Here is an 18,916-nt window from a genome sequence, read left to right as displayed (position 1 = left end):
ATAACATGCTCGATCTTATTTTGAAAAACGGCAAAATCGTCGATGGCAGCGGCAATCCTTGGTACGGCGGCGATGTTGGAGTCAAAGATGGCATCATTGTTTCTATTGGCCAAATTGATCAAGAGGCTAGCCAAATCATTGATGTGGGACGCAAAGTGATTTCTCCTGGCTTCATCGATGGGCATTGCCACTCGGATCTGATGATTATTGATCATCCTTACAGTGAAATTAAGCTGCAGCAAGGGGTAACAACTGAGGTTGTCGGCAACTGCGGCCTCGCCCCTGCTCCATTTATTCGGAGTAAAGGCGCACTGCTGCAGTCGTATGTGCAGCCCGTACTTGGGAGTACAAGCTGGGAGTGGCCGTGGGAAACGGTTGGTCAATATATGGATTTTGTCAGCAAATCCAATCCATCGGAGCACATCGCCACCTATGTAGCACACGGTGCACTTCGTATCGCAGTCATGGGCTTCGAGAACCGTCCTGCGACGAAAGACGAAATCGAGCGGATGAAGACACTGCTTGAAGAAGGGCTGCGAGCAGGCGCAATCGGATTATCAATTGGCCTATTGTATGCACCTGGCAGCTATACTTCACGCGAAGAGCTGGTTGAGCTTTGCAGCGTTTTGCCTAAATACAACGGTTTGCTCTCCACACATATTCGCGGTGAGGGCAATAACTTGCTGCCGTCCGTTGCAGAGGTCATATGGATCGCTGAACGAGTCGGCATCTCGCTGCATATCAGTCATTTGAAAGCAGCAGGCCGCGCCAATTGGGGTAAAGCGCTTGATGCGCTGGAGCTTGTAGAAGCGGCAAGAGCACGCGGTATGGACGTCACAGTTGATGTTTATCCCTACGCGGCAGGCTCCACCACCTTAACAACCGTCCTCCCTCCTTGGGTGCTAGAGGGCGGCATTCATGCAACACTTGAAGCGTTCCGCGATAAGGCGCTCCGCCTGCGGATCAAAGAAGAGCTAAGCCGCGAGCAGGACACTTGGGATAATCTTGTATGTTCAACTGGCTGGTCCAGCATCATTATTTCTTCGATTCAGACCGAAGCGAACAAGGCACTCGAAGGCAAATCAATCGCCGAGGTTGCCGAGCTTCGCGGAGAACATCCCGTCGATTGCATGATGGATCTTCTGCTTGAGGAGAATGGTCAAATCGCGATTGTCTACTTCCATATGTCCGACGACGATGTGAAGCAGGTCATCGGTTATGAGAAATCATTGATTGCATCCGACAGCTTGAACTGCGAGATCGGCAAGCCTCATCCGCGCACGTACGGCACCTTTCCACGCGTTTTTGCAAAATATGTGCGTGAGGATAAGGTACTGTCGCTTGAGCAGGCGGTTCGCAAGCTAACCTCATTTCCCGTACAGCGCTTTAAACTTGGCAAAAGAGGACTGCTTGTGCCAGGATATGCTGCTGACATCACGGTATTCGACCCAGCTGTCATCCAAGACACAGCTACGTTCGAGGACCCGCGTCAATATCCGTCCGGCATCTCGCATGTTATCGTTGCCGGCCAGCTCACGCTTTCACATGGTGAACACACGCATAAGCGCGAAGGTAATCTTATTCGCGCGCAGCACTGCTGCACGCATTAGTTAACCCGCAATACACAATTGATAAACAAGGAGCTGTTTTATAATGTCTATTATTGAAAAACGTCTTGCTGAGCTAGGAATTGTTTTGCCTGAAACGACTAAGCCTAAGTTCTCCTACATTCCGGTCAACCAAACGGGCAATCTCATCTATACTTCCGGCTTCGACTGCCGTATCGATGGTGTTCTCATGTATGAAGGTAAAATCGGCTCTGATCTAACGATCGAGCAAGGTCAAGAAGCAGCGCGCCAAGTCGTTATCAACCTGCTTGCGGCGATGAAAACTCACCTAGGCGACCTTGACCGTGTCGTAAAAATCGTAAAAATTCTTGGTTTCATCAACAGCGCTCCCGGTTTCGGCGATCAGCCTTATGTGCTGAACGGCGCATCGGATCTGCTCATTGAAGTATTCGGAGAAAATGGACGCCATGCAAGGTCCGCGATTGGTACAAGCGACCTTCCATTCCATACGCCAGTTGAAATCGAGCTCATTGCAGAGGTTCGCGAATAGCATGAACAGGCAAAACCCCCAAGGCTCAGGCACTTGGGGGTTTAATACTATTTCAATTAGTGGAAAACGCATTGATTCCGATTTACAAGCAAGCTTTGTTGATTACCAGCATACAGCGCGGGAAATAATAACAAGCAAAATGAAGAGTACCAATATAATACCGATACCAGTTCCCCAGCCGCCAACTCCAGTTCCACAATTGCTAACACCTGCAACTGGATAAGAAGGTCCGCAATTTCCTGCGCCAACCCCTGCTACTCCATAGCCCATTTGTTCATCTCCTTTTTACTAAGGTACAGTATCCTATGATTTTTAGTAAAAAAGGTATAGGCTATTTCGTAAAATGTGCTCCTGCTCATTTTTTATGCCCGCCCACACTTTCTTGAAATGGCTAAACGCCTCTGCTCTGGGTGAACAAGTCTATTTATTCTGGCTATCGATGAGCGTCAAAATAAACGTCAATGCTTCTGCACGAGTAGCCTTTGCCTGCGGTTCAAAGCGATTGCCGCTTCTCCCCTTAAGCAGATTGCGAGAAACAGCAGCCGCTACAGCCGGCTTAGCCCAAGCTGGTATTTGCGAGGCATCCGCAAAACGAATTGACGGGTTCTCGTCGAGCGGAAAACCAGATGTACGCATCGTCATTGCCACCATTTCCGCTCTTGAAATATGGCGGTTTGGCCGGAAAGTACCATCGTCATAACCGCTAATTACCTCAGCATTCACAGCCTCCGCTATTAAAGCCTCTGCCCAAGCTGGAAACTGTCCCTTGTCTTTAAAATTAACTTCCTTCGCTTGCTTAGCATTCAACTCGAATGCACGGCCGATCATAGCAACAAATTGCGAACGCGTTACCCAGCCATTAGGTTGAAAAGCACCGTTCTCAAAGCCTGTTACGATGCCAAGCGAAGCCGCTCTTGTAATATTTGCCTCAGCCCAGTGGCCTTTTATATCACTGAAGGATACTGGCGTCGAAGAACTTAAGAGCAAAGCCAGCTTCGCCGCATTTTTCAGCTGAACCGCCTTGACCTGGCTATCGACCAGCTTCGCTTCTACCAGCTCAACGCTCGCCTTTCCACTCGCAACTCCCTCAAAAGTAAACGTCGCAATAACTGCCGATCCGCTCACTCCGCTATCCTTCCCAATCTTCGTATGAGCGAATGTTATAACCCCATCTTTATCAATCGGTGAAATAGGCATTCCTTTCCACGCTGCTGTCGCCTGTTTGAATTTAAGCTTTGCTGTGTTGTACTTCAGTTTAATCTCGAAGCCATATAAATCATTTAATTGCTCCCCTTTTACAACGACCTCAACTGGCTGTCCGACTGCCGCATTTTTCTGATTGACGGTAAGCGACAACGTTGCAGCCGCAGCATATGCAGCAGGCAGCAAAGCTGAGCGGCCAATGCCCGTTAGCGTAGAGACGCCAGAAAACAACGTCATCACTATTAACAAAATTGCTATTTTTTTCACTCTCAACAACATGTCCATTCTCCTTCCAAATCGTGTTTTTCGTTATGTTCAATAGGGAGCGTGCTAGTGAAAAGGCTGACAGCAGCTTAACTAGCGCTTGTCAGCCTTTTTCTTTATACAACTATTATGATTTCGGCTCGCTCTTGCTGTCGTAGCGGTTGCTCCACTCTTTTAAAATAGTGTCTCTTTGTTTAGCCGCTTCTTGCAGATCGTATTTGATTAATTGCTCAATCGGGTTTTTAGTATAACCTTCTGGAATGACGCTAGTGTCACTCTTCACAGCTACGATCGGATAGTTTTTGCTATATTCAGCCATTGCATCGTCTGTAATTGCCCAGTCCAAAAACGTCTGTGCTGCTTTTTTCATTTTCGATTTCTTAATCATTGCATTTGCCTCGACATCCCAGCCTGAGCCTTCTGCCGGGAACACTACTTCAACTGGCGATCCGCCGCTTTTTTCTTTAATACCGCGGTATCCGAAGGAGATCCCGATTGGATATTCGCCAGTACCAGCCATTTTTGCCGGCTTCGAACCTGAGTGTGTGTAGATGCCAATGTTCTCATGCAGTTTGTCCATGTATTCCCATGCTTTATCTGCTCCAAGCAGCTGCGCCAAGCCCGATACCGTGAGGAAACCCGTACCAGATGATGCAGGGTTAGGCATCGTGATTAGACCTTTATATTCTGGCTTAAGCAGATCCTCGTATGTCTTCGGAACTGCCAAACCTTTTTTCTCCAGCTCAACCGTATTAGCAATAAAAGCAGTCTCCCATGCATCAATGCCTACCCAATGCTCCGGACTTCTAGTATCTTTAAACTCAGCAAGAATCCGATCTACGCCAGCAGGAGAATAAGGCTCCAGCATGCTGTTTTGATCCAGTACTAGCAAGCTTGTTGCTGCAACGCCCCACACGACATCCGCTTGCGGATTATCCTTCTCAGCAAGCAGCTTAGCCGTAATGATACCTGTTGAATCACGAACGATATTCAATTTGATGTCTGGGTATTTTTCATAAAAAGTTTTCAAATACTCTTTAATAAGATCATCCTCAAGCGCAGTGTATACGGTAAGTTCTTTGCTATCCGTATCAAGCGATGATTCTGTTGATTCTGTTGCTTCAGAAGTATTGCCCATTTTGTTATTTCCTTTACTGCTCGATCCTCCGTTACCTCCGCATGCGGATAATACCGTAACAATAACTATCATGCTCACAAGCAGAAACCAGCTTCTTTTCATTTTTTTCTCTCCCTTTGTTTGTTCTTCTTCTCTATTCCTACTATATGCTTGTTTGTTTAACGCACTGTAAAATACAAGTAAATAAATTGTTTTGTTTTTGATTTCCGCTAATTAGATGTGTTTTTCCTTTGAGTAATTTGCATTTGGTTGGTAAAAAAAAAAGAACCTCCAAGTCTTATTAGACTCAAAGATTCCTTTGCCATAAACAGCTATTCTGCTACAATCCAGTGCACATCCTGATCATCAAGCTTGGAACGCCAAGCCTGTGGAGGCGCTACATCGCTAATAATCATATCAATCTCTTTAAAATCGGCAATCTTATAAAAATGGTTCGTCCCAATCTTCGTATAATCAGCTAACACGATCGTTTGCTTGGCTTGTTTCATAAAAGTTCTAGCCAACACGCCGCGCTCATCCTCGTAGCTTGTCACACCGCTATCAATCTGTAAACCGTCAGCAACGATAAAAGCCTTATCCACATTAAAACTGGACATAAACTCCATCGCAAGCGTACCGGATGTCCGGTAATGCTTCGGGTTAATGCGACCGCCAATAAGCACGATTTCACCATCAAATATATTGCGATTTTTGTAGCCAATCAGCAAGTTTAAGGTATAAACGGATGTAACAAGAACGGTAAGTTGTTTTTTGTAAGCAAGTGAATCGATCATTTGCAGCGTCGTTGTTCCATCGTCGATGACAACGACGTCTTTATCCTGAATGAGAGAGGAGGCAGCTCGTCCGATCCTTCTTTTCTCTTCAGCCTGCTGCACCTCACGCCGAACATAAGCGGGCTCTTCCCGCTCCACATTAATCTTAACGGCGCCGCCGTATACTCGCTTGAGCTTAAGCTCATCCTCCAGCTCCTCCAAATAACGGCGGATCGTTTCCGATGATACATCAAGCGCCTGCACAAGCTCCGGCGTTCGAACCTTTCCTTTTAGCTGCAGCATATTAATGATGATCTGCTTCCGCTCTTCTCCGGCTAGCGACATCTCTATTTCCCCTTCGTCTTCAGCTTAGTCTACTGTTTTGATTATTAATCGTATTCTAGCCTACTTCAACTAAACTCTCAATCTTTTCATGAATGAGAATGCCGCGCTTGCTTAGCTGCTCAAATATAATGCTCGGTTCAAAAGCTTCTTCCGGTGTTATGATTCCTGTTTGATCTTTGCATAACGTCTGACCGCTCGCAATAAGCTCCGTCGCTATCGCAAGTGGAATGCCGACGTTTCTAGTGTACGCACGGAGTTTCTCCCAGCCTTCTACTGAACCATCCGATGCAGGATGTGTATGGGTAAGTGTATATTTGCAAGCTTCGCCAGTCTGTGCCGATATCCCTGTTACTTCAATATGAAGAGAATAACCGTATAATTCCGTTTCATGGCCTTCCTGCGATTCGAATAAGTATTGCCCAATCGCATCCATAATGCCAATTTCCTGGCCTGCAATGTTTATACGATCGTTGCGCATAAACCCATAGTCATATAACGCACGGACGAGTCTCATATTTTGCTGAGGCCATGTACCGCGTACTTCAATTAACTGAACATCCTTGCTCTCAAGCGCTTTTGCCAGCGTTCTTGTCTCTGCGTGCGGAATAATGTATTGAATCGATTTGCCGTACGGCTCTGGCAGCTCAATTTCACGTGGACGAGCAAACGGCTCCACCTGAATGAATTGCCCCTTCTCATAAACTACGCGTCCAGGCAGCTTCGGATCATACTCATAAACCGTCGTTTCCGCTATCGATTTGGAGAATGCAATCGGCCGGTATGAGCCATGACTAACCCGTACCTCATGCACTTCCTTCAACTGATTAGCAGCATGCATCGCCATCATTTGCGTTACACCGGGCGTCATCCCGAAGCCAGGCAAACACATTTTTCCGTTGCGGACAAATACATCGTGACTTGCATCTTCTTCGCCAAAGCCGTTCAAATTAATGCCGTGGCAGCCAGCCTCTGCAATACATGCCGTGGACAAGCCGTTTAATGTAATCGTAGTTCCATCCATTACAATATCGTAGCCGCGAAGCTGTTCTACCGTTGCCGCATGATCATGTACATTCACTCTGACTGCATTGACACGTTTATCATTCAGTGAGGCAGCAAGCTGCTGCGCCGCTTCCAGATTGAAATCACCGATCGTAATGACCTCAAATGAGGAGTACTGAACAAGATCCAGCACCGCTTCCATACAAATTCGACCTGCACCGCCAAGACAAAATACTTTCATCGTCTTCACTCTCCTACTGTTCCTTGTCAAAGGATGAATAAATGCTTTTGATCACATGTACCAATCGTTCCATATCTGCTGGATTAACATCACCGATGCTGCCAATTCGGAAAGTCGGCTCCGAGGTCAGCTTCCCTGGATACAGAACAAAACCTTCCTTCTTTAAGCTTCCGTAAAATGATTCAAATGAAAAGTTAGCGCTTGGGTAACGAAATGCTGTAATAATAGGAGATTGCCACTCACGAGGAAGCAGCGCACTGAAACCAGCAGCCTCCATCCCCTCAGTTATTACTTGTTGATTGCTGCTATAACGAGCTTCCCGAGCCGCAATTCCGCCTTCAAGCTCAAGCTCCTTCAGCGCCTGATCGAATGCGCGAACAACATGTGTCGGCGAGGTATAACGCCATTTGCTATTCGAGCGCTCCATCATGTCCCATTGGTCATACAAATCAAGCGATAAAGAGCGCGCATGGCCCTTGCATTTGGCAATGGCATCACGGCGGGCAACTACAAAACCAAAACCCGGTACCCCTTGGATACATTTGTTGCTGCTGCTAATGAGGAAATCAATGCCCAGCTCATCTATGTCCATAGCTACACCGCCAAAGCTGCTCATAGCGTCAACAATAAACGTGACATTATGGCGCTTAACAACTTGAGCTATTTCATTCAAAGGGTTAAGGATACCTGTTGTCGTTTCGCAATGTACGATGGCAACATGTGTAATCTGCGAATCATCCTGAAGTGCTTTCTCGATGACTTCCGGATTGATAGGGCTGCGCTCGTCAAAACGGATTGGCGTAACTGAAATACCAAGCACGTCGGCAATTTGAACCATTCGCTCGCCGTAAGCTCCATTAACGGCAATAGCCAATTTACCGCCTTGCTTCGGCATCGCCGTGCCTATTGTGGCTTCCACGCTAAACGTCCCGCTGCCCTGCATCAATATAGCAGTATAGTCTTCTGCCGCCGCTTGTGCAGCAAGCTTCACGAGCCGCTCTCTTATCGAAGATACCAGCTGATTGTATTGATCATCCCACGTACACCAATCCTTCATCATCGCTTCCTTCACGGTTCGAGTCGTCGTTAGCGGTCCTGGCGTAAGAAGTAGATATGGATTTTCTGTTAGCAATAATGCATCATTATGTGATTTCATGGACGATCCCCCGCTTGTAGTCTTTCGTTGATGTGTGAAATAACGCCATCCAGCTCGCCAATCTCACGAATGATAAAATGTGCTCCCGCTTGCATCAAGCGATCCGAAACTTCAACAAACAGCTTCTCCTTCTCGCCCTCAGACAGGGCTTCCGTTTCCGCTTGTGTCAAACCCACTTCATTCCCGCCGAAAATAACGCCTACTGACCATACGCCTGCATGACGGCCTTCTCTCATATCCGCTTCGGTATCGCCGCATTTGACGATATGGCTCATCGGATACGTACCGAGCAGCTCCGCATTGCGGAAAATCATCCATGGATGCGGACGGCCTTCGGCTGCTTCATCTGGCGTTACAGTACTATCTGGCGAATATCCTTGCTTCGCAGCTTCCGGCGCAATAATGTCCATCATGGGACGCGTATAACCTGTCGTCGTTCCAATCTTGATGCCCTGCTCGCGAAGTCTCTCAATAAGTGCAAGCGCTCCGGGCACTGGTGTAGCATATTGATGAAGAATGGAGAACAACATCGGTTCAAACTTTTCGTACATTTCATCAATGTCATTTTCATTTGGCTTGCTGCCAAACTTCGCTTGCCATGCAGCAGACACATCAGGATCGGAGCAAATATCGCGCAAATGGTCCTTTTTCATGCGACCCATCGGCTTCCGAATCGCTTTGAACGACGCCTCAATGCCTCTTTCTTCGAATAAGCGGCGAAACGCTTCAACCGGAGCAAAGCTTCCATAATCAACCACTGTACCTGCCCAATCCAATATGACTGTTTTAATCATGAGTAAAAACCTCCATCGTATAATGTGTATTTGTTTTTTTGAAAAATTGTTTTTGGCATCGCCTTATCGCTTCTGCCAAGCTGACATTTTGCGTCTCAGCCTTGCGGTGCCCGCTTCATATAGAAAGCGAACGACAACATTGAGGAGAACAACGAGCACAGACATCGCTGCCGCCGCTGCCGTATCGCCCGCATCGTCCATGCTGACGATGGAAACCGAGGCAATTCGCAAGTCCGATGCATACAGAAAGACCAGTGCAGATACCGTCACCATTGCATTTACGAAAAAGTAAACTGCCATTTCTAATATGGCCGGCAAGGACAATGGCACCGTAATGCGATAAAATGTCCGCAGTTTCGAGACATTCATGGACTCCGAGACGTTGTCGAACTCCTTGTCCAGCATTTTTAAAGTTGCGGTTGCCGTCATGAATGGAACGGAGTAAAAATGCACAACATTAGCCAAAACAAGAATAATCATCGTTCCATAAATAAAGTGAAACGGGTTGGACGGATGATTAAAGAAATAAATAAAAGATAATCCGATGACCAGCCCTGGAAGCGCCAGTGGCAAAATCGACAAGAAATAAGCAGCTTGCCGGATCGGACGATAGACACGTCCATTTTCGATCAAATAAGCAAACAAAAACGTAATGATCGTTCCGATTACCGCTGTCCAAGCGGCCATCTCAATGCTGTTCCAGAACGGATCGAAGCCACCTGCCGCTGCATTGGAGAAGTCGAAGTTGCTCCACGTTAGTGACATGTCATACGGCCACTTCTTCACGAGAGAAGCAAGCAGAACAGCTCCCATTAACAGCAATATCATGGCTGATAAAACAATCGCATACGTATACGCCCAAACATTGCGCAGCCGATTGTTCTTCACGGAATAAGGAACAGACTTTGATGTGACGTAAGCCTGCTGCTTCCGCGTGACGATTCGATCCACGATAAACGCGAGAATGGCGGGAATGGTCAGCACGATGCCGACTACAGCTCCCATAGACATATTTTGCTGGCCGACAACCTGTTTAAAAATATCAGTGGCCAGCACGTTATACTGTCCGCCTACGACCTTCGGTGCTCCAAAATCGGTGAAGCTGAGCGTAAAACAAATGACGACTGCGCTGAGCAGCGCATATTTTACAGACGGCAGCGTTACGGTAAACATTTTTCGCAAGCTGCTCGCGCCCATCGACTCGGCTGCCTCATATAAGCGATAATCGCTGACGGCAAGCCCCGCGCACAAAATAAGAAACGCCTGCGGAAACGTATAAATGACCTCAGAAATGATGATGCCTACTTTTCCATAGAGCGGAATTCGCCACTCAAACGGCAGCAGTCCGAACAACCCCGTAGAGATAAGACCTTGATGACCAAATAAATAAGTAAGCGCGAGCCCGTGCATCATGGTTGGTGCGAATAAGGGCAGCATGGCAAGAGCTTTGAAGAAGGACTTACCTTTAATATTTGTGCGAGTCAATACGAACGCCAGCCCAAAGGCAAGCGGCACAGCAATCGCGGTTGTAGCTGTGGATACGGTAATCGTGTTCAGCATCGATTGAATGAGTGATCTTGACTGCAGATACGATGAAAAATGAGTGAAGCCAACCAGATTTCCATCTGAATCCATGAACGCCTGCTTAAACATCGCGAACAGCGGCAGGACAATAACAGTAATAAGTGTGAGCAGGACTAGCACTAGCAGGAGCTTAATAACGCCATTGCTCTCCCGTAACTTTTGATTGCTTTTTCTCACCCACTGCGAGGGCAGAGCTTGATCTATTTTCCCTTTCATTCTCTACCTCCCCACGTTCCCAGCGATTGCCGCAGGATAATGAAGCATACGCTCTTGCGGCATTTGAAGATGAAATAGCTTATTGCGCGACCATTCAAATCGATTAGCTATTTGCGCTGATATATCCACCGTTACGCTTATGTCTGAGTGCTTCCCGTGTTCATTCGCAAGCTGCAAGCTTACACGATAGAATGCGCCACGAAACTCCACATGCTGAACAAATCCGCTAATTCCGCTATCATTAGATAGGCCGCCCGTATGCTTTTCCTCATCAATCTGGATATGTTCCGGCCTTATAGCTAACAAATCATTTGGGCTTGCCCCCATCCATCTTTCTGTTCCTACAGGGAAGAAATTAATAGCCCCAATGAAATCAGCGACAAAAGGCGTATTCGGTTTGTCATATACCTCCTGCGGCGTGCCAATTTGGACAACACGTCCTTGATCCATGACGACAATCTGATCCGCCATCGTGAGCGCTTCCTCTTGGTCATGCGTAACCATAACCGTCGTAATGCCAAGCCGCTCTTGCAGCTCGCATAGCTGTTCGCGCAGCTTCTCCCGCACCTTCGCATCAAGCGCAGAAAGCGGCTCATCCAGCAATAAAATATCAGGCGATAAGGCGATTGCTCTTGCGAGCGCCACCCGCTGCTGCTGGCCTCCGGAGAGCTGTGCTGGATACCGATCCCTCACCTCAGTCAGTCCAATGAGCTCCAGCATCTCCTTCACACGTTCTTCAATTTGATGCTTCGGCTGTTTCCCTTTGAGACCGTAGCCAATGTTGTCGCTCACACTTAGATTTGGAAATAGCGCATACGATTGAAAAACGATGCCAAAGTTGCGTTTGGATGTATGCTGCGTCGTAATATCATTTCCATCAAGGATAACGGTGCCGGCATCAGTCTGTTCAAGACCTGCGATAATACGCAGCAATGTCGTCTTGCCGCAGCCGCTTGGGCCGAGCAGACATGTGAATTTCCCTTTCGGAATATGAACGCTGACATCATGGAGTGCTTGAAAGCTGCCAAATGCCTTGCGAATACCATTAATCGCTAATCCTTCATTTTTCATTCTCATTCTCCTTGTGTTCTCGTAATAATCGTTCAAGAACGGTATTATGAAGTTAAAGCATTTGCATCGTTGATCTATTAGCAGTTTAAAATAGATTTGTTAAGTGAGTGTCAAACACAAGTAAAGATTGTGTGTTTAATTGCTTTTATTATGGTTTTAAGTTGTTTTAAAGATCCGAATGCTGTATTTTATGTGCAACAACCTTTTTTTCATTTCTTTAGCAAAGACAACAAACTAAAAAAAGGACGGGTTCAACACTTATGACAACGATTATTTTCGATTTAGACAACACGCTGATTTGGGATGAGAAAAGTACAGACGAGGCACTCGAAGCAACATGCGAAGCAGCCGAGCAAGCATTGGGTTTACAAATAGGACTTTTAAAGCAATCTATCATTCAATCTGCTCATTCTGTTTTTCGTGAATTGGAATGTTACGCTTACTTAGCGAATATTGAAGTAACTGCGATGGAAGCGATGTGGGCCCGGTTTGATGATGGAGAAGCAGCAGAGCTGCAATTAATGAAAGAGGAAGCACCTGCTTTCCGTAAAAACGTTTGGGAGAGAGGACTACAAGAGCTCGGCATCCACGATGAAGACCTTGCAGTCAAGCTTGCTGAACAGTTTCCAACCGAGCGGCGCAAGCGCCCTTATGTATATGAAGAAACATTTGAGGTGCTCGAAGCATTATCTGCAAAATACACGCTTATGCTGCTGACCAATGGAACACCTGATTTACAGAAAGAGAAGCTCTATGGCATCAACGGATTATCCGATTATTTTCCCCATATCGTTATTTCGGGAGAAGTCGGCTGCGGCAAGCCGGCTCCGCAAATTTTCGAGCACACGATGAATCTCGCGGGGCTAAAACCTGAGCAATGTCTAATGGTAGGAGATAATTTGTTTACCGACATTTTGGGGGCGAGCCGAACCGGTATAGCAAGCGCCTGGCTAAATCGATCGAGACAGCAGCTGCCAGAAGGTGCCGCACGTCCAACTTTTGAAATACAATCCTTGAGAGATATTGAAGCGCTGCTTCCTCTATAAGTTGTTCTTACTACTATAAAAAGAGGCTCCACCTTGTCGTTTCGACGAGGTGGAGCCTCTTTTTAGTAATTTCTTCATATTGCGATTACACCTGTTTAACAACACAACCTTATGATAAAGAAGAACAAAAAACACACAAAAACAATTAATCACATTATTTAATGACATTATTTGTTTTGTTTTTAATTTATGTGTGGGAAGGATGTTGGATTATGGCCCCTATGCCATAAAAGTAAATCTACTGTCCCCTAATCGATTTCACGAGACACCTATTCGAAAAATTGGAGGTTATTATTCATGAATAAGACGATAAAAAAAGCATTTGTATCCACGCTTGCTGCCGTTACATTAATTACCGCATCAGGAGGATTTGTTCCGCTCAGCCAAACCGCTTTTGCAGCTGTTGTGAATGCCGACCTGCATGCAAAGTTCAGCTTTGAGAACAATGCCGCTGATAGTTCCACAAACACTCTCTCGGCTGACATCGTCGGCACTCCAACTTACGTTCCCGGAAGAATCGGACAAGCCCTTTCTTTAAGTTCAACTAGTGCCAATAAACAATACGTAAATCTAGGCAAGCCATCACAGCTCCAATTCGGAGTCGATAAAAGCTTCAGCTTCTCCTTCTGGGTGAAGTCCTCCGGCGTAGATTCCGATCCTTCCATTCTATCCAACAAAGACTGGAACAGCGGTGCTAATGTTGGCTACAACCTTTCTCTTCAATCCGATAAAAGGCTAAGATGGAATTTCAACACGGCAGGCGGAACACGTATAGATGCTGATATTCCAAACGTCGCTAATGGGAGCTGGCACCATATCGTTATCTCGCATGACCGTACCGTCGGACGCGTAGATTTTTATAAAGATGGCGTGCCTGTTGCAGTCTCTACTTCAAACGGGACCAAATTCAATAATATCGCAAGCGCAATTAGCATTACTGGTCGCACAGGAACGATCGATTCTGGTCTATCCACAATGCTCGGCAATGATGGCACTGGCAAATATTCTGCAGCTTTGGAAGCGCAGCTCGATGAGGTTCTCATTTTGAATCGTGCGATCACCCCTGAAGAGGTTACAGAAATTTTCAATAGTGCTCCGCCCATAGTAGTCAGCGATAAATTCAATGGCACGCTAAAATTCGTAGGTGCAACAGCCACAACTCCTGGCACAGAATTTAGGCAGATGCTCGACCTGCGCACCCCTTCCATGACAACCGCGATCGACAGCGCGAGCGTAGAAATTGCCTATGACAGCAGCAAATTCACATTCTCACGTGCAACGAAAGCAACGAAAGTAGACACTTCAACACCAGGCATCGTTAAGCTGGAACTCCCAGCTGGAAGTGTATATAACAAAACCAACCCTTTAGAATTCGCGTCATCTACACTGTCTGATGTTTACTTTTTTGCGAAGGATGCAAGTGGACAAGGCACGATTCAAGTGACCTCTGCTGAATTTTTCGTAGGCGGTAATAAATATGTGAAGGAAACGTTGAACACGCCTGCGCAAACTGTTCAGATTAATACAAAAGCATCTGAGGATATTAACAAAGACAGTCATATTACGATTGGTGATGTTGCCTTGGCTCAAGGGAAGTCCGTTCAAGAACTATCCAATATTGCTGATAAAGTAAAATATATGCCTTACAAACGAGTTGTCGTTATCGGCATTGACGGTGCCGGCATGTCGGTATCGAAGGATGCGCCATACTGGGAAACGCCAAGCTCTGTGAAGGAAACGGTAGGCGACCGATTAAATCTGCCCGCACTGCGCGGTATTATCGAGAAAGGTGCTGCTAGTTATTCCGTAACAACGACGCTGCCTACGGTTTCATCTCCTAACTGGGGTGCCATGTTAAATGGTGTGGATTACAGCAAGCATCAAATTGACAATACGATTAGCGCAAATAATTCCTATAGTGAAACATCGCCTTACCCGTCCGTCTTCAAAAAATTGCGCGAACAATTCCCGGAGACTAAGCTCGCTGCCTTTACAACTTGGTCCAACATCATTAATGGACATATTGAACCGTCCCTTGGTGCCGAAGGATATTCTGCGGGCGATAAAGCAAACGTCAATGCTTTTGCAAAATATGCGGCAGACGGCAGAGCATACGATGCATCCCTTATTTTCTTCCAATTGGATGATGTGGACGGTGTCGGACACTCGCTCGGTTTCTATACGAAGGATTATTACGCAAAACTCATGGAAACAGATAACCTTGTAAAAACGATCTATGACTCGCTCGGCAGCAAAAACCTGCTGGACGATACGCTTATTCTAATGACAGCCGATCATGGCGGCGGCACAGAAAACGCAGACCATACGCTCGGCAGCGCTACTGCCCATGGACAAGATTCGCCGCTTGCCAAAACGGTATTTATCGCAGCAAACGGAAGAACAATTGCAACGGATGTAGGCAAGGAGAAGCTTTTGCAAGGAGGAACAACGAAGGATATCGCTGCAACGATATTAGCTGCACTGGAGGTCGATTCACCGATTGGCGATTCCAAGACGATTGATGGCATGTTCGTCCCTCAGAAGGATCAGAACAAACCGGATGCTCCGAATCTTCAGTTAACCAAAATTGTTGACACCACTTCTAAACAATTAAAAGGTTATGAGCTCGCCGTTAGTCATCTGAACACTGATGCTAAAGCCTTGGATATCGAATTAGAGACTGGCGATCTAACGGTCCAATCGATTAAGCCGCTTCAAGCTGGTGTTACCGTATTACGAAATGAAAGTGCCAATGGAAAAACAAGAATCGTCCTCACAGCAGATTCCGCCATCTCGCCGGATCAGCCTATTGTACGGTTAGTAACGCAGTCCCAAAATAACGGTGCATCTGCGGTGCTTCATCAAGCGATGATCGCAAGTGGACAAGGAAAAGAGTCATTGCCTAACTTCACCGCTTCCGTTAAAGAAGAAGGGACAGAAACATCCGGTCCAACTGCTGTATTGGAAGGAAAAACGTCTGTCGTATCCGGTTCAACCTTTACGATTAAGCTAGGCTTGAATGATGTTTCGGACAACGTCTATGCACAAGATATCTCATTTAACTATGACCCGAATGCATTTGAATATGTAGCTAGCCGTTCACTTCTTGAAAAGGTTCAAATTGTGAATACCATCCATGATGAGAAAGGCAAAATCCGACTCATTCTTGCTAGTGAAGGGGTAGAAAATGCGGTTACCGGCAGTAAACAGGTTGTGGAGCTTACTTTTAAAGCAAAAGAAACACAAACGGTTACTACAGGTAAAGTGACTGCGGATTCGATCTTAATTTCAAACGGCGAAACGGAAGTTAATGCTGCTCCATTCACCTTGAATATCCAAGTAACGCCAAAAGAAACGACAAACCCTGCCGATCAAAACCAAGATGGCAAAGTCAGCATTTCGGATTTGGCCCTCATCGTTATTCATTACGGCAAACGCGAAGGCTCAGCGGATTGGGAACTAATTAAACAAGCTGACGTTAACAAAGACGGTGTCATCGATCTATTAGATCTTATTCTCGTCGCTCGCTCCATTGTAGAATAATAAGTATCATTAGCAACTTGTCCCATATGATAAACTATAACATCCCCATGGCTCAGGCCTATGGGGATGTTATTATACTTTCATTTAGTTAGAAAGCGTTTGGAAAGCCTTGCGTTTACGCTTTGGCTTCATTATTGCTTACAGCCAAGAACGAGAAATGATGACAAGAAGGATAAAAAGGACAAGAATAAATCCAATACTTGAGAATCCGCCACCGCCGCAGCCTACGCCTACTCCTGCAACTGGGTAAGGTGCGCAGTTTCCAGGACCTACATTAGCACCTGCTACTCCATAGCTCATTTGTTCATCTCCTTTTTGTTAACTTACACAGTATCCTATGATTCTGGGGCAAAAGTGTATGGGCTTTTGAAGGAAATCAGCAGATGCCTAAAAAAGCCATCTATTATTGCTTGTCTGCGCATAAAGTAAACGAAGGAACCTTTTTTTTAGGTACATATGGAATTAGAGGGATGGTGTTAAAATGGGCTTTTTGGACGCATTAATGGGGAACGCCTCTGAAGTAAATCCTGATGAGGCGCAAAGAGAATTTGGCAACTTGCTCAGTAGATCGGAGAATGTAGAAAGAGCGTACAAGCTGATTCGCGACATGTTCATTTTTACGAACAAACGCCTCATCATCATTGATAAACAAGGAATAACCGGCAAAAAAATCGATTTCCATTCTTATCCTTACAAAAGCATTACTCATTTCAGCATCGAAACAGCCGGAAACTATGATCTGGATGCCGAGCTGAAGATTTGGATATCAGGCAGCGTCACGCCCATCCAAAAAACATTCAACAAAAACCTGAACATCTACGATCTCCAGAAGGTTTTAGCTGAATATGTCTTAAAATAAATGATAAACCCCGCAGACCTTAGAGGTCGGCGGGGTTCATTTATTTTCGCGATAGGATCATTGTATTCAGCCATGCCAGCTCCGAGAGCGTTAACGTACCTTGCTCCGCTTTCTCCCTCCATTTGGTGTCTTGTAGAAGCTTTTGATCCGTAAATTGTCCGAGGGTGTTAATTAAAAGCCTTTGTTCTGCTTCTGATAGATTAAGATCTGATTTTCGATTGTCGGTTGGCCGTTTCATTTTCTCCAGTACCTTCTGTTTGAAATGGTCCCATCCTGTCCACTTGCCATTATCGTACATCAATCTTGGGCAAATCTTCCCGCTCCAATCGTAATGGCGACGAAGTCGCTCCACTCCCCAGCCGTACTGCTTCAGTAGCTTTGCTACTAATTCGCAAGTATTGGAAAGTGTTTTTTCATAGTCTCCACTCTCACAAATCTCAATGCTTATCGATGTTCGATTCCCGCTTGCAGCGCCGCTTCCGTCACCCGCGTGCCACGCATTCTCATTCAGCGGCAAACACTCAATGACCTCATGCTCGTCCACAACAAGATGATAGGATGCGGTTCGGGTATTGGTCGGGTTCGTAAGCCACGCTCTTTCATTTCTCGCTGAGCTGGTAGGGTTGCCAGTGTTGTGAATTGTGATAGATTGCGGCAAAAGCAAATGGCCGGGGCGGCGATTGTTGGGGGTGGATGGGGGGATGTGGTTGATTGTATAATTAGCCATTGTTGGACTTCCTTTTATTCGTAGTAGATTCGTTATCGGTAGATAGATCAGTATGATCAGAATTGTTAATAGTATCTGGGCTGCTGCCTCGCTTTGTCGCTCGCTCTACCTTCGCTTTCAGCTCACTATCAATATGCTCGATGACCGATTTAGGAATCCACTTCTCCCAGCCCGCTCTGTAGGCGTTGGCAGTCAAAGACTGCCATGTGTGATAAATGATGCCTAGCGTAATGGCGTAAAAGAACAGCCCCGGCATACTGAGCATAGAGTCCAGCAGCTTGGCTAGGACGGGTAATGCCAAAAGAAAAAGGGTACGAAGTACCCCAAACATCCCATACTCGGAGGAGTATGTCTTGTCTTTATGTGAAGCGGCAATGCCTGTTATCCAATCTAGCACGATAACTGCTATTAGAAGCGCAATTGGAATTAATCGACCTCCTCCATAGATAGAATCAATCACAGGGGCAAAAAAAGCGCCCACCGCGGCTGCGGTGAGCTTTCCTTCTGATAGATATTGGGATAGGATTTGTTTGTACATGGGAAGCTCCTTTCTGGTTGAGAATGATATTTCTATATTATTTTGATTAATAATGTTACAGTGATAAATACTTTTTACTACATGTTGCAGAATAATTGTACAAATCAACTTTATCTTCAATATTGCAGAGAAAACGTCATCTTTTAAACGCAAAATAGGACGCAATCAGAAATAACATTCCGATTACATCCTGAGCATGTATCTCCACATTATCTTTAACTTTTCGACCTAACAGGTTTTTGACTCAACTCCCACAAGGGGAGGTTTCAGAATAATCTAGTCGATATATCAATTATGGTGTTTTAATTGACTTACTGTT

At 46.0% G+C, this 18,916-nt stretch carries 17 protein-coding genes; 5 read left to right on the top strand and 12 right to left on the bottom strand.

The genetic code is table 11. From position 1 onward, the window contains the following. Window positions 1–5 precede the first annotated feature (5 nt). A complete protein-coding gene (locus MHH56_RS06425) occupies window positions 6–1,610 on the top strand; it encodes a D-aminoacylase (protein ID WP_339207371.1) in 1,605 nt (534 codons plus the stop codon). A 43-nt stretch (window positions 1,611–1,653) separates the two neighbouring features. Then, on the top strand, window positions 1,654–2,118 hold the full coding sequence (locus MHH56_RS06420) for a RidA family protein (protein ID WP_339207370.1): 465 nt from the start codon (window positions 1,654–1,656) through the stop codon (window positions 2,116–2,118). Window positions 2,119–2,220: 102 nt separating this feature from the next. Here the strand turns inward: MHH56_RS06420 and MHH56_RS06415 are convergent, their stop codons facing one another. The 9 genes from MHH56_RS06415 to MHH56_RS06375 all read right to left on the bottom strand — a co-directional run bounded on the left by MHH56_RS06415 (window position 2,221) and on the right by MHH56_RS06375 (window position 11,884). Next, a complete protein-coding gene (locus MHH56_RS06415; RefSeq protein WP_179089870.1) occupies window positions 2,221–2,388 on the bottom strand; it encodes a hypothetical protein in 168 nt (55 codons plus the stop codon). 150 nt (window positions 2,389–2,538) lie between these two features. Then, the gene (locus MHH56_RS06410) at window positions 2,539–3,588 is read right to left on the bottom strand and encodes an S-layer homology domain-containing protein (protein ID WP_339207369.1); all 1,050 of its coding nucleotides are present in this window, start codon (window positions 3,586–3,588) and stop codon (window positions 2,539–2,541) included. A 124-nt stretch (window positions 3,589–3,712) separates the two neighbouring features. Then, window positions 3,713–4,825 (bottom strand): putative 2-aminoethylphosphonate ABC transporter substrate-binding protein, encoded by a 1,113-nt coding sequence (locus tag MHH56_RS06405; RefSeq protein ID WP_339207367.1) that lies wholly within the window; start codon window positions 4,823–4,825, stop codon window positions 3,713–3,715. 209 nt (window positions 4,826–5,034) lie between these two features. Next, window positions 5,035–5,820 (bottom strand): DeoR/GlpR family DNA-binding transcription regulator, encoded by a 786-nt coding sequence (locus tag MHH56_RS06400; protein ID WP_339207366.1) that lies wholly within the window; start codon window positions 5,818–5,820, stop codon window positions 5,035–5,037. A 55-nt stretch (window positions 5,821–5,875) separates the two neighbouring features. Next, entirely contained in the window at window positions 5,876–7,063 is a 1,188-nt protein-coding gene (locus MHH56_RS06395; protein WP_339207365.1) for a saccharopine dehydrogenase C-terminal domain-containing protein, read from the bottom strand. Between the two features lie 13 nt (window positions 7,064–7,076). Further along, window positions 7,077–8,219, bottom strand: a complete 1,143-nt coding sequence (gene phnW, locus MHH56_RS06390) for a 2-aminoethylphosphonate--pyruvate transaminase (RefSeq protein ID WP_339207363.1) — start codon at window positions 8,217–8,219, stop codon at window positions 7,077–7,079. After that, complete coding sequence (gene phnX, locus MHH56_RS06385) at window positions 8,216–9,013, bottom strand: phosphonoacetaldehyde hydrolase (RefSeq protein WP_076269746.1); 798 nt, start codon at window positions 9,011–9,013, stop codon at window positions 8,216–8,218. The genes phnW and phnX overlap by 4 nt, the downstream gene beginning before the upstream one ends. Window positions 9,014–9,076: 63 nt before the next feature. Then, window positions 9,077–10,813 carry a putative 2-aminoethylphosphonate ABC transporter permease subunit gene (locus tag MHH56_RS06380; protein ID WP_339207361.1) on the bottom strand — a complete coding sequence of 579 codons (1,737 nt, stop codon included), beginning with the start codon at window positions 10,811–10,813 and terminating at the stop codon, window positions 9,077–9,079. Window positions 10,814–10,816: 3 nt separating this feature from the next. Further along, window positions 10,817–11,884 (bottom strand): ATP-binding cassette domain-containing protein, encoded by a 1,068-nt coding sequence (locus MHH56_RS06375; RefSeq protein WP_339207358.1) that lies wholly within the window; start codon window positions 11,882–11,884, stop codon window positions 10,817–10,819. Between the two features lie 260 nt (window positions 11,885–12,144). On the opposite strand from MHH56_RS06375, the gene MHH56_RS06370 reads away from it, so the two are divergent. Beyond that, a complete protein-coding gene (locus MHH56_RS06370; RefSeq protein ID WP_339207357.1) occupies window positions 12,145–12,930 on the top strand; it encodes an HAD family hydrolase in 786 nt (261 codons plus the stop codon). Window positions 12,931–13,227: 297 nt separating this feature from the next. Continuing rightward, window positions 13,228–16,473 carry a LamG-like jellyroll fold domain-containing protein gene (locus MHH56_RS06365; protein WP_339207355.1) on the top strand — a complete coding sequence of 1,082 codons (3,246 nt, stop codon included), beginning with the start codon at window positions 13,228–13,230 and terminating at the stop codon, window positions 16,471–16,473. Between the two features lie 138 nt (window positions 16,474–16,611). Here MHH56_RS06365 and MHH56_RS06360 read toward each other — a convergent pair whose 3' ends face one another. Beyond that, complete coding sequence (locus MHH56_RS06360; protein WP_179089868.1) at window positions 16,612–16,773, bottom strand: sporulation protein YjcZ; 162 nt, start codon at window positions 16,771–16,773, stop codon at window positions 16,612–16,614. 181 nt (window positions 16,774–16,954) lie between these two features. On the opposite strand from MHH56_RS06360, the gene MHH56_RS06355 reads away from it, so the two are divergent. Further along, window positions 16,955–17,332 (top strand): PH domain-containing protein, encoded by a 378-nt coding sequence (locus MHH56_RS06355; protein ID WP_339207353.1) that lies wholly within the window; start codon window positions 16,955–16,957, stop codon window positions 17,330–17,332. A gap of 40 nt (window positions 17,333–17,372) precedes the next feature. Here the strand turns inward: MHH56_RS06355 and MHH56_RS06350 are convergent, their stop codons facing one another. Continuing rightward, window positions 17,373–18,059 (bottom strand): N-acetylmuramoyl-L-alanine amidase, encoded by a 687-nt coding sequence (locus tag MHH56_RS06350; protein ID WP_339207352.1) that lies wholly within the window; start codon window positions 18,057–18,059, stop codon window positions 17,373–17,375. Beyond that, the gene (locus MHH56_RS06345) at window positions 18,052–18,597 is read right to left on the bottom strand and encodes a phage holin family protein (protein ID WP_339207350.1); all 546 of its coding nucleotides are present in this window, start codon (window positions 18,595–18,597) and stop codon (window positions 18,052–18,054) included. Before MHH56_RS06345 ends, MHH56_RS06350 begins: the two co-directional genes overlap by 8 nt. Window positions 18,598–18,916 lie beyond the last annotated feature (319 nt).

The sequence above is a fragment of the Paenibacillus sp. FSL K6-3182 genome, assembly GCF_037976325.1.
Classification (GTDB): domain Bacteria; phylum Bacillota; class Bacilli; order Paenibacillales; family Paenibacillaceae; genus Pristimantibacillus.
The sequence above is the reverse complement of the archived record's forward strand: the minus strand, read 5'-3'. Positions and strand labels throughout refer to the sequence as shown.

Coding starts and splice junctions, on each gene's coding strand:
- MHH56_RS06370 (WP_339207357.1), top strand. CDS start 12,145: ATGACAACGATTATTTTCGATTTAGACAACACGCTGATTTGGGATGAG.
- MHH56_RS06380 (WP_339207361.1), bottom strand. CDS start 10,813: ATGAAAGGGAAAATAGATCAAGCTCTGCCCTCGCAGTGGGTGAGAAAA.
- phnX (WP_076269746.1), bottom strand. CDS start 9,013: ATGATTAAAACAGTCATATTGGATTGGGCAGGTACAGTGGTTGATTAT.
- MHH56_RS06350 (WP_339207352.1), bottom strand. CDS start 18,059: ATGGCTAATTATACAATCAACCACATCCCCCCATCCACCCCCAACAAT.
- MHH56_RS06420 (WP_339207370.1), top strand. CDS start 1,654: ATGTCTATTATTGAAAAACGTCTTGCTGAGCTAGGAATTGTTTTGCCT.
- MHH56_RS06355 (WP_339207353.1), top strand. CDS start 16,955: ATGGGCTTTTTGGACGCATTAATGGGGAACGCCTCTGAAGTAAATCCT.
- MHH56_RS06345 (WP_339207350.1), bottom strand. CDS start 18,597: ATGTACAAACAAATCCTATCCCAATATCTATCAGAAGGAAAGCTCACC.
- phnW (WP_339207363.1), bottom strand. CDS start 8,219: ATGAAATCACATAATGATGCATTATTGCTAACAGAAAATCCATATCTA.
- MHH56_RS06395 (WP_339207365.1), bottom strand. CDS start 7,063: ATGAAAGTATTTTGTCTTGGCGGTGCAGGTCGAATTTGTATGGAAGCG.
- MHH56_RS06405 (WP_339207367.1), bottom strand. CDS start 4,825: ATGAAAAGAAGCTGGTTTCTGCTTGTGAGCATGATAGTTATTGTTACG.
- MHH56_RS06415 (WP_179089870.1), bottom strand. CDS start 2,388: ATGGGCTATGGAGTAGCAGGGGTTGGCGCAGGAAATTGCGGACCTTCT.
- MHH56_RS06425 (WP_339207371.1), top strand. CDS start 6: ATGCTCGATCTTATTTTGAAAAACGGCAAAATCGTCGATGGCAGCGGC.
- MHH56_RS06365 (WP_339207355.1), top strand. CDS start 13,228: ATGAATAAGACGATAAAAAAAGCATTTGTATCCACGCTTGCTGCCGTT.
- MHH56_RS06400 (WP_339207366.1), bottom strand. CDS start 5,820: ATGTCGCTAGCCGGAGAAGAGCGGAAGCAGATCATCATTAATATGCTG.
- MHH56_RS06360 (WP_179089868.1), bottom strand. CDS start 16,773: ATGAGCTATGGAGTAGCAGGTGCTAATGTAGGTCCTGGAAACTGCGCA.
- MHH56_RS06375 (WP_339207358.1), bottom strand. CDS start 11,884: ATGAAAAATGAAGGATTAGCGATTAATGGTATTCGCAAGGCATTTGGC.